This is a genomic window from Mesorhizobium sp. CA15, assembly GCF_020165215.1.
GTDB lineage: Bacteria > Pseudomonadota > Alphaproteobacteria > Rhizobiales > Rhizobiaceae > Mesorhizobium.
Window position 1 is genome coordinate 105,129 of sequence record NZ_JAIUHQ010000013.1, and the last position, 14,111, is coordinate 119,239.

General features: G+C 61.5%; 17 protein-coding genes, 1 tRNA gene and 1 pseudogene. 13 read left to right on the forward strand and 6 right to left on the reverse strand.

Features of this window, described 5'->3' with window-relative positions:
• Nucleotides 1–19 precede the first annotated feature (19 nt).
• From LB515_RS20295 to LB515_RS20310, 4 genes are all read left to right on the forward strand, one after another.
• Nucleotides 20–1,114, forward strand: coding sequence for an ABC transporter ATP-binding protein (locus LB515_RS20295; protein ID WP_224708762.1), 1,095 nt, complete (start codon nt 20–22; stop codon nt 1,112–1,114).
• A gap of 71 nt (nt 1,115–1,185) precedes the next feature.
• Nucleotides 1,186–2,301 carry an ABC transporter substrate-binding protein gene (locus LB515_RS20300; protein ID WP_224524851.1) on the forward strand — a complete coding sequence of 372 codons (1,116 nt, stop codon included), beginning with the start codon at nt 1,186–1,188 and terminating at the stop codon, nt 2,299–2,301.
• A 21-nt stretch (nt 2,302–2,322) separates the two neighbouring features.
• A complete protein-coding gene (locus tag LB515_RS20305) occupies nt 2,323–3,156 on the forward strand; it encodes an ABC transporter permease (RefSeq protein ID WP_224708763.1) in 834 nt (277 codons plus the stop codon).
• A gap of 5 nt (nt 3,157–3,161) precedes the next feature.
• Nucleotides 3,162–3,968: an ABC transporter permease gene (locus LB515_RS20310; RefSeq protein ID WP_224708764.1), complete on the forward strand. Its 807-nt coding sequence runs from the start codon at nt 3,162–3,164 to the stop codon at nt 3,966–3,968.
• Nucleotides 3,969–4,387: 419 nt separating this feature from the next.
• Here the strand turns inward: LB515_RS20310 and LB515_RS20315 are convergent, their stop codons facing one another.
• The gene (locus LB515_RS20315; protein ID WP_095767198.1) at nt 4,388–4,747 is read right to left on the reverse strand and encodes an ArsR/SmtB family transcription factor; all 360 of its coding nucleotides are present in this window, start codon (nt 4,745–4,747) and stop codon (nt 4,388–4,390) included.
• Between the two features lie 430 nt (nt 4,748–5,177).
• Here LB515_RS20315 and LB515_RS20320 point away from each other — a divergent pair, with 430 nt between their 5' ends.
• From LB515_RS20320 to LB515_RS20330, 3 genes are all read left to right on the forward strand, one after another.
• Entirely contained in the window at nt 5,178–5,372 is a 195-nt protein-coding gene (locus LB515_RS20320) for a hypothetical protein (RefSeq protein ID WP_095767104.1), read from the forward strand.
• A gap of 107 nt (nt 5,373–5,479) precedes the next feature.
• On the forward strand, nt 5,480–5,725 hold the full coding sequence (locus LB515_RS20325) for a DUF982 domain-containing protein (protein ID WP_095767103.1): 246 nt from the start codon (nt 5,480–5,482) through the stop codon (nt 5,723–5,725).
• Nucleotides 5,726–5,952: 227 nt separating this feature from the next.
• Nucleotides 5,953–6,195, forward strand: coding sequence for a DUF982 domain-containing protein (locus LB515_RS20330; protein WP_095767102.1), 243 nt, complete (start codon nt 5,953–5,955; stop codon nt 6,193–6,195).
• A 105-nt stretch (nt 6,196–6,300) separates the two neighbouring features.
• Here the strand turns inward: LB515_RS20330 and LB515_RS20335 are convergent, their stop codons facing one another.
• The gene (locus LB515_RS20335; RefSeq protein WP_224708765.1) at nt 6,301–7,260 is read right to left on the reverse strand and encodes a glycosyltransferase family 8 protein; all 960 of its coding nucleotides are present in this window, start codon (nt 7,258–7,260) and stop codon (nt 6,301–6,303) included.
• Nucleotides 7,261–7,280: 20 nt separating this feature from the next.
• A complete protein-coding gene (locus tag LB515_RS28340) occupies nt 7,281–7,862 on the reverse strand; it encodes a CatB-related O-acetyltransferase (protein WP_411969158.1) in 582 nt (193 codons plus the stop codon).
• 169 nt (nt 7,863–8,031) lie between these two features.
• Between LB515_RS28340 and LB515_RS20345 the strand changes: the two genes are divergently transcribed.
• Nucleotides 8,032–8,817, forward strand: coding sequence for a hypothetical protein (locus LB515_RS20345; RefSeq protein WP_224708766.1), 786 nt, complete (start codon nt 8,032–8,034; stop codon nt 8,815–8,817).
• Between the two features lie 15 nt (nt 8,818–8,832).
• Here LB515_RS20345 and LB515_RS20350 read toward each other — a convergent pair whose 3' ends face one another.
• Nucleotides 8,833–9,675 (reverse strand): FkbM family methyltransferase, encoded by an 843-nt coding sequence (locus LB515_RS20350; RefSeq protein ID WP_224708767.1) that lies wholly within the window; start codon nt 9,673–9,675, stop codon nt 8,833–8,835.
• Nucleotides 9,676–9,816: 141 nt separating this feature from the next.
• On the opposite strand from LB515_RS20350, the gene LB515_RS20355 reads away from it, so the two are divergent.
• Nucleotides 9,817–10,743 (forward strand): hypothetical protein, encoded by a 927-nt coding sequence (locus LB515_RS20355; RefSeq protein ID WP_224708768.1) that lies wholly within the window; start codon nt 9,817–9,819, stop codon nt 10,741–10,743.
• A gap of 93 nt (nt 10,744–10,836) precedes the next feature.
• Nucleotides 10,837–11,025, forward strand: coding sequence for a hypothetical protein (locus LB515_RS20360; RefSeq protein ID WP_224708769.1), 189 nt, complete (start codon nt 10,837–10,839; stop codon nt 11,023–11,025).
• A gap of 24 nt (nt 11,026–11,049) precedes the next feature.
• On the opposite strand, the gene LB515_RS20365 is transcribed toward LB515_RS20360, so the two are convergent.
• Nucleotides 11,050–11,126, reverse strand: a tRNA-Arg gene (locus LB515_RS20365).
• Nucleotides 11,127–11,181: 55 nt separating this feature from the next.
• On the reverse strand, nt 11,182–11,487 hold the full coding sequence (locus LB515_RS20370; protein ID WP_095767098.1) for an ETC complex I subunit: 306 nt from the start codon (nt 11,485–11,487) through the stop codon (nt 11,182–11,184).
• A gap of 248 nt (nt 11,488–11,735) precedes the next feature.
• On the opposite strand from LB515_RS20370, the pseudogene LB515_RS28345 reads away from it, so the two are divergent.
• The 3 genes and pseudogenes from LB515_RS28345 to LB515_RS20385 all read left to right on the forward strand — a co-directional run.
• Nucleotides 11,736–12,296 (forward strand): annotated as a pseudogene (locus tag LB515_RS28345) (NADPH-dependent FMN reductase); the annotation flags it as partial.
• A gap of 36 nt (nt 12,297–12,332) precedes the next feature.
• Nucleotides 12,333–12,704, forward strand: coding sequence for a nuclear transport factor 2 family protein (locus tag LB515_RS28350; protein ID WP_224525197.1), 372 nt, complete (start codon nt 12,333–12,335; stop codon nt 12,702–12,704).
• A gap of 135 nt (nt 12,705–12,839) precedes the next feature.
• Entirely contained in the window at nt 12,840–14,015 is a 1,176-nt protein-coding gene (locus tag LB515_RS20385) for a flavin-containing monooxygenase (protein WP_224708793.1), read from the forward strand.
• Nucleotides 14,016–14,111: the final 96 nt, after the last annotated feature.

The window sequence follows — 14,111 nt, forward strand, 5'->3', positions numbered from 1 at the left end:
CGGTGAGGATAGAGGCAGGATGCAGCAACCCGGCCGGGCCGCAGAGATCAAGGCGAACGGGATCGGCAAGAGCTTCGGCTCGTTCCGGGCGCTGGATAATCTGACGCTCGATATCGGCCGCGGCGAATTCCTGACGCTGCTTGGGCCCTCCGGCTCCGGCAAGACCACCTTCCTGATGATCCTCGCCGGTTTCGTGCAGCCGAGCGAAGGCAAGCTTTTCAGCGACGGCGTCGACATCACCAACCGGCCGGCCGAGCAGCGCGCCGCCGGCATGGTGTTCCAAGGCTACGCTTTGTTTCCGCATATGAGCGTCGAGCAGAACATCGCCTTCCCGCTCAAGGTGCGCAAGAAATCCACTTCCGAGATCAAAAGCCGTGTCGGCGAGATGATCGAACGCGTCGGGCTGAAGGGTCACGAGAAGAAGCTGCCGGCGCAGCTTTCCGGCGGCCAGCAGCAGCGCGTGGCGCTGGCCCGCGCACTGGTGTTCGAGCCGGGCGTGCTGTTGCTCGACGAGCCGTTCTCGGCGCTGGACAAGAGCCTGCGCGGCCAGATGCAGGCCGAGATGAAGCGGCTGCACCAGGAGACCGGCACCACCTTCGTTTTCGTTACGCACGACCAGAGCGAGGCGCTGGCGCTGTCGTCGCGCGTCGCCATCTTCAATCACGGCAAGCTGTTGCAGGTCGGCAGGCCCGACGAGGTCTATAACCGGCCGACCAACCGCTTCGTCGCCGAGTTCCTGGGCGAGATCAACATGCTGCCGGTGAAGGGCGTGCGCCCCGCCGACAATGGCGCGACCGGACTCTGCGAAGACCGCGCGGTCAACATGCGCTGCAAGGCCGAGGCGATCAAAGGCGACGCCATCCTCGCCATCCGCCCCGAAGACATGTCGATCGCGCCGGAGGCGTTCGCCAACCAAAACGGCATCGCGGCGACCGCTGTCGCCTCGACTTATCTCGGTGCCGCGACCAAGCTCGACCTCACCACGCGCCAGGGCGCCAAGGTCACCGTATCGGTGCCGAACGAGGTCGCGGCCGCTGCGCTGAGCAAAGGCAATTCCGTCTGGCTGACCTGGCCGGCGGAAAAGGGTTTCCTCCTTCCGGACGGAGGACAATAGAGAGCGCCGCCGCGGCCTTAATTCGCCGCCCGGCTTCCGGTTCAAAATCAACGACAACAAGGGGAACTGACATGACGAACGAAACCAAGAAACAGACGATCGAATCCCTCGCCGAGCGGACCAAGCGCGGCGAGATCTCGCGCCGGCAGTTCGCGCAGCTTGCGGGCCTCGTGCTCGCCGGCACGCCGATGCTTTTGCGCTCGACCGGCGCTCAAGCCGAGACCAAAGGGCTGGTGCTGGTGAACTGGGGCGGCGACGCCATAACGGCTTACGATGCCGCTTACGGCCAGGCCTTCACCAAGGAAACAGGCATCCCGGTCAAGATGGACGGCTCCGGCCCGACCGAAGGTGCTATCGCCGCGCAGTACAAGAGCGGCGCGCCGACCTGGGACCTGGTCGACGTCGATCCGTTCTCGGCCATCACACTCGGCGGCCAGGGCATGCTCGAGCCGATCGACTACAAGGTCGTCGACAAGAGCAAGATGCGGCCGGGCTTCGGCTGGGAATATGCGGCTTCCACCTATTTCTTCTCCTATGTGATCGCCTACGACTCGCAGAAATTCGGCTCCAACGCGCCGACCGGCATGGCCGACTTCTTCGACGTCAAGAAATTCCCCGGCAAGCGCTCGCTCTACAAATGGGGCGTATCGAGCTGGGAAGCGGCGCTGCTGGCAGACGGTGTGGCACCCGCCTCGCTCTATCCGCTCGACCTGAAGCGCGCGCATGACAAGATCGCCGCCTTCAAGGAAAACGTCGTCTCCTATTGGGGCGGCGGCGCCGAAAGCCAGAGCGTGCTGCTCAACGGCGAGGCTTCGATGGCGATCGTATGGTCGACCCGCGCCTCGTTGATCGAGCAGGACTCCGGCGGCCAGATCAAGTTCATCTGGGACCAGGGCCTGATCTCGCCCGGCGCGCTGGCGGTGCTGAAGAACAATCCCGGCGGCAAGGACGCGGCGATGAAGTTCATCGCCAGCACCCAGGATCCGCAGAAGGAGCTGGTGATGTTCGACAAGCTCGGACAGGGCCCGGCCAATCCGGCGGCCGATGCGCTGATCCCGGCCGACAAGAAGCGCATCAACCCGGTCGATCCGGACAATATGAAGAAGCAGATCCCGCTCGACATGGAGTGGTACGCCAAGAATTACGGCGCCGCGCTCGACGAATACACCAAGATCATCTCGGCCTGATCAGGCCGAGATTTCTGACCGATGAGAGGCCCCCTCTCCGACAGGATGGGCGCGGCGCTGTTGATGGCGCCGCTGCTCCTGTTTTTGATCCTTGCCTATGCCTGGCCCTTCTTCGGCGTGGTGAAGTGGAGTTTTACCCTCCCAACGCCAGGCCTCGGCCAGTACCACGCTTTGCTCACCGACGACCTGGTGCAGTCGGTGTTCATCCGCACGCTGCGCATCGCGGCGATCGTCACCGTGGTCTCGGTCACCGCCGCCTATGCCATCACCGTGGTCTGGGTGCGCGGCAGTCCGGTGCAGCGTGTGCTGTCCGAGTTCTGCATCCTGGTGCCTTTCTGGATCTCGGTGCTGACGCGCGCCTTCGGCTGGGTCGCGCTGCTCTCCAACCGCGGCCTGATCAACACCTGGCTGCAATCGGTCGGCTTCATCTCGGAGCCGCTGACTTTGGTGCGCAACGAGTTCGGCGTCATCGTCGGCATGTCGCATTTTCTCATCCCTTTCGCGGTGTTCCCGCTGGCATCCGCCATGCGTAGCCTGGACGAGCGCGTGCTGCTTGCGGCGCGTGGCCTTGGCTCCAGCCGCATGCGCACCTTCTGGACGGTGTTCGTGCCGATGACGCGCTCCGGCATCATCGGCTCGGCGCTGATCACCTTCGTCTTCTCGCTGGGCTTCTTCGTCACGCCGGCAATCCTCGGCGGCGGCCGCAGCGTGATGATCGCAGAGCTGATTTATCTGCGCATCTTCCAGAGCCCGGACTGGGGGCTGGGCGCGGCGATCAGCGTCGTTCTGGTGGTGTTCGTCGGCGCGCTGATGGCGCTGCTGTTCCGCTACGTCAAACCGAAGCAATTGGTGTAGCAGAGATGCCGACCTACCGCCCCGGCCCCGTCTCGCTGCTCCTCGCCGTGGTGGTGGCGCTGTTCCTGCTGATGCCGCTGCTTGCCGTCATCCCGGTGTCGCTGACGCCGAGCCGGATGCTGACCATGCCGACGGGTGAATTATCGCTGCGCCACTACCGCTCGCTGATCGAGGATCCGCGCTGGTTGGACTCGATCCTGCTTTCGCTCAGGATCGGCATCGTCAGCAGCATCCTTTCCACCGCGCTTGCCCTCACCTTCAGCCTCGGCGTGTGGATGTTTCAGCCGCGCTTCACCGCCGCCCTTGTCGGCTTCGTGCTGTTGCCGATGGTGGTGCCGCCGGTGGTCTCGGCGGTGACGCTCTATTTCCTGCTCACCTCGGTTTCCGGCATCACCTCCTTCTTCGGGTATGATACCTGGCTGGGCGTCGCCATGGCGCATTCGGTGATGACCGTGCCTTTCGCCACGGTGCTCATGCTGGTGTCGCTCAGCCAGCTCGACCGGCGCATCGACCTTGCCGCGCGCGGGCTCGGGGCCAGCGTGTGGGAGCGCGCGACGCGCGTCATCATGCCTAATATCAAGTTCGGCATCGTCACCGCGGCGCTGCTGTCTTTCGTGCTCTCCTGGGAGGAGATCGGCGTGACGCTGTTCATCACCTCGGTCAACGCCATCACCCTGCCGCGCCTGATGTGGATGGGCCTGCGCGACAACATCGACCCGGCGATCGCCGCGCTCTCGGTGATCCTGATCATCATCACCGTGCTGGTGCTCGCCGTGCGCAGCGTCATCACAAGGCAGCGCGGCGCACGCTAGAGCGAGGCGTCGGCGGGCGGCAAGGCACATCGTCGACCCGCAACGAAAGAGGCCCGCCGGAGCGGCGAGCCTCTTACGGAGCCGAAGTGGAAGCTTGGCGCCGTCATGATCCGGGGGTGTGGATCGACTCGGAATTTAGCCAACAGCGCCCGACCATGCGACTTACAAATCTGTAACCTTCGGCTGAGCCAGACCCGCTCATACACAAAATCGTTTTCTATTAGTGGCTTGCAGCGAAAATCGGACGTCCAAGCGTCGCCTCTCAAACAAACGTGATGAATCCGCCGGCGAGCAGTATGGCAGGAGCGGTTCAAGGAAACGTGGGCGGGTCACGATGCGGCCGCTTGCACGCAGTCTGCGCCATGGAAGTGCCGCGCCGGACGAAGGCCTCCCGGCCTCGTCCGTGCGTGCCAGTATGTTCAGGCGGCTTGCGGCCGCCGCATTCTTTCGACCAAGGCCTGCCTTGCCGGTCCGGCAAGCGGCTTGTCCGTCGTCAGCAGGCCATCGAGCAGTGTCAGAAGCTCGCGCGCTGCCGAAGACTTGCAGGAATAATAGACCATCTGACGATCGCGGCGGGTTTCGACAAGGCCAAACCTGCGCAGTTTGGCCAGGTGTTGCGACAGCGCCGACTGGCTGAGTTCGACCTTGTCGGCGAGCACGCCGACCGAGAGTTCGCCCTCAGCGAGGTAGTTCATGATGAGCAGACGCTTCTCGTTGCCCATCACCGCAAGAAAGGCTGCCGCGCTTTCTGCGTTGGCGGTAAGTTTCTTGGTGACCATCGATTTCCCCATGGTTCATGCTCTTCCGAAGGCCATGGGGGCAATGGCTTCGGAGTTCCAGAGCGTTGACGGGCCTGCCCCGATTTGGGCGGGACCTGCCCTGCTTCTTTTCGACCAGAATCCCTTCGTAACCCGGTTGCCACCACGTCGGGGTTGCTGGTCTCGGACAGAACGCACGGCGCTTTTCTCGACGCAAGTCAATGCAGACTCGGAAAAATTCCGTGCTGCTAATGCGTATCAGCGCAGCGCTCATTCGGCAAGAATATAACGAGGCCGGCAAAAACAGCGCTCAGCCGCAGCCGCGAAAGCAGGCCGGCCGAGGCGCCTGACCAAAGAGGCCTGCGGCGATGTACCGGCGACTCACTCCCGATCTTGAAGCATGCTAATATGTTAGCCGGGGCAGAGAGGGGCCGGGCTATAGGAGGAAGCCATGACCGCTGTGCGCAACACATTCACCCCTGACGAGACGGCCATGCTTGGCCGTGTCTACGCGAACGGCAATGTCGAGGGCGAGACCGCCGAACAGAAGGAAGCGCGCGCTTCGCGCATCATCGCCAATTACATGGCGGGCATCACCGACGAGGCGGAATTGATGGAGCTTTCGCGGCGGCCGCTTGGCAGATGAGCAGCGTGCGCCGCCTTCGTGAGACGGCTTCACGGTAAGTTGACGTTCCGGATCGGAACCACGCGGCAAAATTTCGTGTTCCGACATATTTCGGGAGAGCTTTCGCGATGATCCAGGGATGGTTTTCCAGGCCGGTCGAAGTCGCCGTCGGCGTTTCCGGCTCTATCCGGCATATATCCAACGCGGAGCAAGCCGTCGAACTGCTGACCGGCCAATGGCGCGATGCCGGCAGCGCGCTGCATGGCGCGGCGCTGCGCGCCTGCCGCCGGGCGATCCGCGGCGACATCGCGGCGGACAACGCCAGGGAGGCCTTTATCGTCGCCGCGCGCGAGGCGCATGTGCTGGTGGAATAGAGCGTTCCAAGGCCTTTGGTCGCGCGATTTAACGGCCCGGACCGCGCGCCAACCGGTGCCCATGAGCCGGTCCGAACGCGGCCTGTCGGCCACCTTAAGATTCTTCGGAACCTAATGCGGGATGGTTGGTTAACGCGCGGGTTCCGCATCGCCTCGCGAACCTGCATCGGGCGCCCATCCGGCGCCGATTGCTTGCTCTAAAGACAATCACAAGAACGGAGGAAGTGATGAACGATGTCTGGTTTTCCGAACCAGTCGTGATCGATTTCCAGCCAAACGGCCAGCGCAAGGTATCAAGCTGTTTCGAGGCGATGGAATGCCTCGACCAGCGCTGGCCGGGGCCGGCGCGCGGCGGCGCCTGGCGCTCGGCAAGCCGTGTCTGCCGCGATGCACTCGATGGCCTGCGCAGCCCGGTGGAAGCCCGCAAGACACTGCGCAAGGCAGCCAAGGTCGCCGGCCTGCTGGCGTAGCGCTCGATTTTCCAATGGCGTCCCACCAGGGGCGTCGCCAAGCCCGTCGCGGTTGCCCATTGCCGCGGCGGGCTTTGTTTTCAATGAGGGCGAAGCGACGCCTGATCAGGCGAAATCGCCAAGCACTTCGGGAAACTGGACCGCCATTGCTCCTTCATCCGCCTGCCGGGCGTAGAGCCGATGCATCTTCGTGCCGTCATATCTGGCCCGGCGGCGCTGCACGTCCTTGCCGAAAAGACCGGCAACAGCATCGAAGCGCCGGAAGAAGCGCTTCATCACGCCGCGCTCGAAGGGTATGCGCTGCTCGAACGGCTTGCCCCAAGGCGTGTCCTTTGCCAGGTCGCGCCATATCCTGAGAGCTTCGAGTTCGACGCCGACCTGATTGCCCCACGGCTTACCGCCCGCGAAATGCCTGGCCCAGGCTTGCGAGAAACGAAAATCTCTCGTTCCGAGCGATTGCAAATTCCAGTTGGGGTGCATCGTCTGCCACTTGCCCTCGAAGACGACGTTCAGGGCATTTTGATCATTCATCTGGCCATGAATGGCGGCCTTGCGCGTCTGCTCCAGCAGGGCGCTCTCCCGGACAGCGTTCATGTCGAAGACGACGACACCGGAATTGAAATACGGCGCGCCGGGCGCCAGCTTGAGCTTTTGGCGGTATGAAGGCCTGAAATACATGTAGTCGTCATGCGCGGCGAGCAGCGGTGCGTGCAGCCGCTGGCCGGCCAAGTCATTGATATCTCTGTTGAAGAGAACATCGCAATCCGTGTATGCGATGCGATCGTACGGCTCGAAAACCGGAAACTGATCGGCGAAAAGCCGAACGTAAGCGGCAATGCTATATGTTCCAAAGCGAAAGCCGAAATTCGTCATGAAATCCGTGACATCGACCAGCTCGACCTTGGCTTTCAGCAGATGGCGGGCGACTTCAAGGTCCGTTGCGCTTGCACCGGTGTAGAGCAGAAAGCCGTCGATGGGCGTGGAGACATCAATTATCCGGCTCGCCGCCAGGCAGGCATACGGAAAGTAGTTGGCATCGGTCGCCAGGAAGAAACACGACTTCATTTTCCGCTAACCGCTAACCGTCACCTCGTTGCGGTGACTGACACAAAATGCTTTTCGGTGAAAGTCTCGATCGGGCCGGTAAGCGTGTCCGCCTCGGCTTTTATCTTCTCGTCGTCCCAATGCCACCATTGGATGGTGAGCAGCTTTGCGATGATGTCCTGCGAGAAGCGATACCGGATCAGCGCCGCCGGAGACCCGCCGACAATGGCGTAAGGCGGCACGTTCTTCGTGACCACAGCCCCTGCCCCGACGACAGCGCCATCGCCGATTTCGACGCCCGGCAAAATCATGGCGCCGTGGCCGATCCAGACATCATTGCCGATGGTGATGCCGCCCGGCCGGCCGCCATTAGCGATCGGTTCGCGCTGGTTCAGCAACCGGCTATGGATCGGAAACGAAGTTGCCGTGTCGGTCGGATGCTGGCCAGAGCACATGAAAAGCACCTGGCCGGCGACCGAACAGAAGGCACCGATCTCCAGCGGAGCATCCTTCGAGGGAAAAAGCACCTTCCGCCACGTCACGCCGTAAGTGTGGCGGCCGATCGTCACGTGCTTCGGCAATTTGGAGCGCACATCCCTCAGCCATTTGGAAAGCGCCGACATTCAATATCTCCCCAACGCTCCCGCGACATAGCCTCGGATCGGCCGAACCATCAACAAAGAAACGTGCGAACAGGTGCAAGGAACCGATCCATCGAGGAACTTTTGAGTGGATTGCACAAGCGCGTGTGGTAGTGGGAGGACTTCAGACACTTCTCCCATTTCAGGTCGGATGGACGACGTTTTTGGTTATATCGCGTATGGCGATAACGAGGTTTATCACTTCGGCGCACTGCTCAGCGCACTTAAGCTTTTGTACAATTGCCCTGGCGCCAGGATAATCGTCGCAACCGACAGGCCCGAGCTTTTTCGTCCATACCCCGTAGAGACGATCGCTATAACCGCCGACCAGAAAGAGCTGATGTCTTTCGGCTGGCGCTATCATTTTGGTATCAAGGCGGCGTCCTTGATCGAGATTCTGAAGCACGCGGACCGCCTCATCTTCATGGACTCCGACCATTACCCTTATGTCGATCCATCCAGAGGGTTTCGCCAGATTTCTCCGACCCGTTCTTTCATGCGCAAGTGTGAGGGCGAGCATCGGCTTTACCCGGTTCTCACAGGCAAAGGCGTCGAGATCGGAGACTATACCCTGACTGGGCACGAGCCGATGTGGCAAAGCGGAATCCTTGGCATTCATAGAGCCAATGCCAGTGCATTGACGGAGGCCTATTCCGCGATGTTGGCCGTACGCGAATTGACCAACACAGACGCACCGGAGCAGTTTTGCATCGGCGTCGCGCTCTCTCGAAATGGCTTGGCTCTGAGCCGACACCGTCTTCCGGTCAGCGACTACAACACACGCGGCAAAAAGGCTTTCGCCAGTCCGCGCGTGCTGCAGTTCTTCAAGATGTACAGCGACGCTCCAATTGCCGAGCAAATAAGAAGAGCCGGCTGGTATCGCTTGTGGCGAACTCCCATGGACCTGTGGCGCCAGCGGGACAGGTGGTCGCTCTAAGTTGGCTATGAGAGCTCAGGGCAGAAGAAGAATGTCTCGCTGATCGAACACATCGCGAATATTCATTTCCTTTTCGGTTTTGCCACCGAAGACAATACATCGCCTGTAGTGGCTGGAGAGATATTCGGCCATTTCCTCAGTTTTTGCCGGTCCATACCGCCAAGGGCCGTATTCCATGAGAATGGGCACTCGAAGCCGCACCAGTTCAGCCATGGATTTCAGCGCTTCGGGCTCGGCGCCTTCGATATCCATCCATACCAGGCCAACATCCTCAAGGTTGACCTCGGCATCAGCCAGGATGCCGTCCACGCGACGAAGCTGCACCCGAATCGATCGTGAATGGCCATTTGGCTTAACTACGCTGCTCGCGCCAAAATTGTCATCGCCGAAATAGAGATCGATAGAGCCCTCTCTGTCGCCAGCGGCGCATTCAAAGACAGTCACCAGGCTCGAAAGCTCATTGAGCGATAAATTGTGCTTCAGTAGCTTGAGGTTACGTGGATCCGGCTCCAGCGAGACTGCTCGATCGAACTTGCCGCTGCGCATTAAATAAACGGTGTGCGTGCCTATATTCGCGCCGAGTTCCAGCAACACCCTTCCCTTCGGAACGCCGACAAGGTCAAGAACCCGATTGGCCAAATCGCGTTGGTAGTGCCCCTTCCGGAACAGGTCCTTGCCGATGGTTTCTCGAGGCGAGAATGTTAGAATGTGATCGTCAAACTGTTTCGTAACGAGAATGACGTCGTCCTTGAGAGCCAGCAGGCTGATAGTCTGAAACCAGTCGAAAGATCTGAGTTTTGCGAACAAACTGTCGCGCAGATGACGGATCGCTTCTTCCACTGGCACGAAAATCTTCATGCAGCCGCTTATGGCTGCAATTTCCCCGTTTGCAAGCGTTCAAGCGAAGCGGCTGTGCTTCAAGCCGTCACTAAGGCCGGGGCATGAAGGGATTTGAAGGACGGACTTCCCTTCCACTTGGCGTCAAGTTATGCACGCCAAATGGGCCTGAAGATTGTCGATATCATAACCAGAGCGCCGGCAGTCATCGCGGCGAAGGAAGCCAGAAATGGCTTAGTGTACAAGGCTTTCGAGCACAGGGGCCGAGCTGCCGGACGCAGTTTTGCAGACCGCCTGAAAGCCACTGGTGCATCGCGTGTCTGTTTTACGGTGGCGTTCAATACACCCTGGGTCATAGATGCGCTGGCCAAGGCATGGGAAATGCACCCGCCGAGAATGACCCTGGCCGTTGTCGACAATTCGGCCGATCAGGCGTCGAGACAGGCAATAGAAAGCATCTGCAAACTGAGAGGCGTTCCTTATTTGGCGCTTCCGATGCGGGTGGAAAAACATCTGTCCAGATCGCACGGAACCGCGATAAGCTGGACTTATCACAACATCATACGGCACTTGGAGCCTGAGTTATTCGGCTTCATTGATCATGACTGTTTTCCGGTAATGCCGTTTGACATTCCGGCCAAGATGGAAGGCAAGGCTGTCTACGGCAAGCTGTTCCTTCCAGGTCGAAATCATATCCACGAGCCGAGGCCGACCGATCGACACTGGAATCTATGGGCAGGCTTCTGCTTCTATCGCTTCTCCGCCACGGCGGGACGAAAACTGAATTTCGAACCCCGCTTGAAGATGGGGCTTGATACTGGCGGCGCAAACTGGAACGTCCTTTACTCGCATTTGGACAGGACAAGTGACGTCGCGGTAGCCATCGCTCGGGAAAATCCGATGACGATGGCGGGCGCGGTCGGACACCATGAGATCATCGAGGAAGCATTCTTCCATGTTGCCGGCGTATCCTACCCTGACCGTCCCAGTTATCACCGCAGAACAACCGAGCATCGAAAGCTGATCCGCGACTACGTCTGGAACACATATCTTGGTGGCGCGAGCGGCAGGGTAGCCGAAGACTTTTAAGCGCTGACCAGATCTTCGGGCTTGTCCGCCCGAAAACGCAAGCCAAGCGACACGTCCATGAGTCGGTCCCGCAGAAATACCCCGATCGTCGGCATGACCACAGCCGACAGCGACAAGGCATTCAAGCAAGCCGAGCATCGGCGCGATCGGCGGGCTGTGAAGGTGCGGCTCGAGTTTGACGAGGAACCGTTGCCCACCAAGGCCTTCGGCAATCCGTGGGCCAGTGAGAAAGACGGCAAGCAATGGCTGACCGAGCCCTCTCCTAAGCTGATGCGGAAGTAAGTCCGCGCAAAACGGCGCCAAAAATGGCGATCCCGGCAGGATTCGAACCTGCGACCATCGGCTTAGAAGGCCGGTGCTCTATCCAGCTGAGCTACGGGACCGTCGGCCGGCCGGGCCGGCTGAGGCGGGTTACGCCAGGCGACGCAAGACCGGGAGTCAGTGCGTCCAGGGCGTCCTGCGGTCATAGCGGAAATTGTCCGAATAGGAAATCTGCCGGCGCTTGGCTTCCTTCGGCTCTTCCACGCGATAGGCGATCTTTTGCTTCTCGGCATAAGCCACAGCCTCTTCCTTCGTCTCGAAGGTGAGCTTCACCTGGCTCAGCATGTCGCCCGAGGTGGTGTAGCCCATCAGCGGATCGATCTTCTTGCGCTGGGCGGGGTCGAATTCCAACACCCAATGTCCTGTCTTGGCCTTGCCGGACTGCATCGCGGTTTTGGCTGGACTGAAAATACGCGCGGACATGACCACCTCTTTGCCGCCCGAAGACCGGGCACCTTTGTTCGGCGCAATATCCGAGACCCTGCAGGATGCCTGAAATCTCGCGCCAATCCGTCATTACTGTGCAATGGCCGCGGCGGCAAGGCCGCAAGCGGCCAGGGGCCCGCCATGACGTAGGGAACCTCACTGGGCTGGCGACATTATCGAAAGGTCGGGCGGCCGGCCCGAGCCGGTCCTACCCTGTGAGGCAAATCAGAACCGGACGTTTCGCCATGACCAATGCAACCGAACACGCCGTCCTGCAGCTTGCTGTCCTTGTCGGCAGCCTGCGCGCCCAGTCCTTCAGCCGCAAGATCGCCAAGGCGCTCGCCGCCCGCGCGCCGGATTCGGTGCGCTGCCGCTTCATCGAGATCGGCGACCTGCCGCTTTACAACGAAGATCTGGATGGCGACAGCCCGCCTGCGGCGTGGTCGGCTTTTCGTGCGGCGATACGCGAATGCGACGCGGTGCTGTTCGTCACCCCGGAATATAACCGCTCGATCCCGGGCTGCCTGAAAAACGCGCTCGATGTCGGCTCGCGTCCGCCGGGCAAGAGCGTGTTCAAGGACCTGCCCGCCGGAGTCGTCAGCGTCAGCCCGAGCAAGATCGGCGCCTTCGGCTCCAACCAGGCGCTTCGGCAGACCTTCGTCTTCCTCGACATGCCCGTGATGCAGCAGCCGGAGGCCTATATCGGCAATGTCGCGGAGCTGCTCGACGATAAGGGCGCCGTCACCAATGCCGACACCGCCGCCTTCCTCGAGAATTTCATGGCCGGCCTGGAAAGCTGGATCAGGAGGGTGCACCCCGGCGGCTCGTCCTTCGATGCCTTCATGAAGCAGCGCGAGAAGATCGCCGAGGACTATGTCAATGGCGATGCCACCTCGCTGAAGGCGATCGTCACCCACGCCGGACCGGCGACGTTTTTCTCGCCGCGCGGCGACCATCTCGAAGGCGCCGAAGCGGTCGCCGGCCGCTACGAACGCGACGCTGCAAGCTTCCACAAGGGCGGCAACACCGACCTTGAGGTGCTGCAGGCTTCGGCAAGCGGCGATTTGGCCTTCTGGAGCGGCTTGCAGCACGCCAAGGCGCGCATCGGCAAGAACGGCGAGGCGACCGAGATGACCCTGCGGGTGACGGAAGTGTTCCGGCTGGAGGATGGCGCGTTCAAGCTGGTGCATCGCCACGCCGACCCGGCTCATTAGCCGGCGCTTGTAAAAATCCGCGACACAATGCCGGACGTCTCGCAACATCCGCCTATTCCTTTTGGCACGTGAGCGGCATATGTCAGATACATGGCCGTGCCAGTTGAAGGCATGATGGCGACGATAAAGACACCAATGGACGCGGAAGCGAAAGTCTTGCCGTCGGGGGTCGGCGAACCAGCGATACTGGAAGGCGCGATAGTCATCGGCGCGGGCGCCGCCGGGCTTGCCGCCGCTTATGCGCTGGCCAAGGCCGGTGTGACGGTGCAGGTCCTGGAACGCGAGCAACGGCTGGCCGAGCCCTGGCATCGCCGCCACGACAACCTGCACCTCAACACGCATCGCGACCTTTCCTCGCTGCCGGGCGTATCCTTTCCGGCAGGAACGCCGGCCTTCCCGCACCGCAGCGCCGTCATCGGCCATCTCAACGATTTCGCCGAGAGGCACCGGCTGCCGATAGCCTTAGGCGTCAAGGTCGATGAGATCGAATTTCGGGGCGACCACTGGCTGCTGCGGACAAGCGCGGGCTTGAAGGCGGCGCGCCATGTGGTGATCGCCACCGGGCGCGACCGGCAACCCTTCATCCCGGCCTGGAAAGACATGGAGGATTTTTCAGGATCGATCATCCACTCGGCCGATTTCGGCAGGGCGAGCGATTATGCCGGCAAGACGGTGCTGGTGATCGGCGCCGGCAATTCCGGCTTCGACGCGCTCAACCATCTTTCCCGCGTCGAGACGGGCCAGATGTGGCTTTCGGCGCGCAACGGACCTTCGCTGCTGCCCAAGCGCATCGGCAAGATCGCCGTGCACCGCATATCGCCGCTCATGGCCAGCTTTCCGACAAAGCTCGCGGACGCGGTGATGGCGGCAACGCAGCGCCTGGTGTTCGGCGACCTTACCAAACACGGCCTGCCCCCCGCCCCGGCGGGCGGCGCAAGCCGGCTCGGCTCCGACTATACGGCGATCGCCGCCGACGACGGCGCGGTCGATGCCATCAAGGCCGGACGCATCATCGTGGTGCCGCAATTGCGCGAATTCAGGCGCGACGGCGTCGTGCTGGACAATGGCCAGACGATCGCGCCCGACATCGTCATTGCCGCCACCGGCTACCGCACGGGGCTGGAGACGATGCTGGGCCGGCTCGGCGTGCTCGACGCCAAGGGCGTGCCGTTGTTCAACGGCGCCGCGAACGACCCGAAGCTGCCCGGACTCTGGTTCACCGGCATGCGGCCGAGCATTCGCGGCTGCTTTGCCAATGCAAGGATCCAGGGCGCTGCGATCGCCAAGAAGATCGCCGGCCAGCAACGCTGAGCCGAACGGCCACGGGGCATGAGGGCCGCGAAGGCATCGACGGGAGGCGGCTAGGTCTTCAATCGCTGCTTTGCAGCCACGCCTTGCAGGTCGCCA

Bases quoted from the DNA above. Each gene is read 5' to 3' on its own strand.
- LB515_RS28340 (WP_411969158.1), bottom strand. From the start codon at position 7,862: ATGTCGGCGCTTTCCAAATGGCTGAGGGATGTGCGCTCCAAATTGCCG.
- LB515_RS20300 (WP_224524851.1), top strand. From the start codon at position 1,186: ATGACGAACGAAACCAAGAAACAGACGATCGAATCCCTCGCCGAGCGG.
- LB515_RS20345 (WP_224708766.1), top strand. From the start codon at position 8,032: ATGGACGACGTTTTTGGTTATATCGCGTATGGCGATAACGAGGTTTAT.
- LB515_RS20320 (WP_095767104.1), top strand. From the start codon at position 5,178: ATGACCGCTGTGCGCAACACATTCACCCCTGACGAGACGGCCATGCTT.
- LB515_RS20330 (WP_095767102.1), top strand. From the start codon at position 5,953: ATGAACGATGTCTGGTTTTCCGAACCAGTCGTGATCGATTTCCAGCCA.
- LB515_RS20295 (WP_224708762.1), top strand. From the start codon at position 20: ATGCAGCAACCCGGCCGGGCCGCAGAGATCAAGGCGAACGGGATCGGC.
- LB515_RS20385 (WP_224708793.1), top strand. From the start codon at position 12,840: ATGGACGCGGAAGCGAAAGTCTTGCCGTCGGGGGTCGGCGAACCAGCG.
- LB515_RS20305 (WP_224708763.1), top strand. From the start codon at position 2,323: ATGAGAGGCCCCCTCTCCGACAGGATGGGCGCGGCGCTGTTGATGGCG.
- LB515_RS28350 (WP_224525197.1), top strand. From the start codon at position 12,333: ATGAAGCAGCGCGAGAAGATCGCCGAGGACTATGTCAATGGCGATGCC.
- LB515_RS20370 (WP_095767098.1), bottom strand. From the start codon at position 11,487: ATGTCCGCGCGTATTTTCAGTCCAGCCAAAACCGCGATGCAGTCCGGC.
- LB515_RS20360 (WP_224708769.1), top strand. From the start codon at position 10,837: ATGACCACAGCCGACAGCGACAAGGCATTCAAGCAAGCCGAGCATCGG.
- LB515_RS20315 (WP_095767198.1), bottom strand. From the start codon at position 4,747: ATGGTCACCAAGAAACTTACCGCCAACGCAGAAAGCGCGGCAGCCTTT.
- LB515_RS20335 (WP_224708765.1), bottom strand. From the start codon at position 7,260: ATGAAGTCGTGTTTCTTCCTGGCGACCGATGCCAACTACTTTCCGTAT.
- LB515_RS20310 (WP_224708764.1), top strand. From the start codon at position 3,162: ATGCCGACCTACCGCCCCGGCCCCGTCTCGCTGCTCCTCGCCGTGGTG.
- LB515_RS20350 (WP_224708767.1), bottom strand. From the start codon at position 9,675: ATGAAGATTTTCGTGCCAGTGGAAGAAGCGATCCGTCATCTGCGCGAC.
- LB515_RS20325 (WP_095767103.1), top strand. From the start codon at position 5,480: ATGATCCAGGGATGGTTTTCCAGGCCGGTCGAAGTCGCCGTCGGCGTT.
- LB515_RS20355 (WP_224708768.1), top strand. From the start codon at position 9,817: ATGGGCCTGAAGATTGTCGATATCATAACCAGAGCGCCGGCAGTCATC.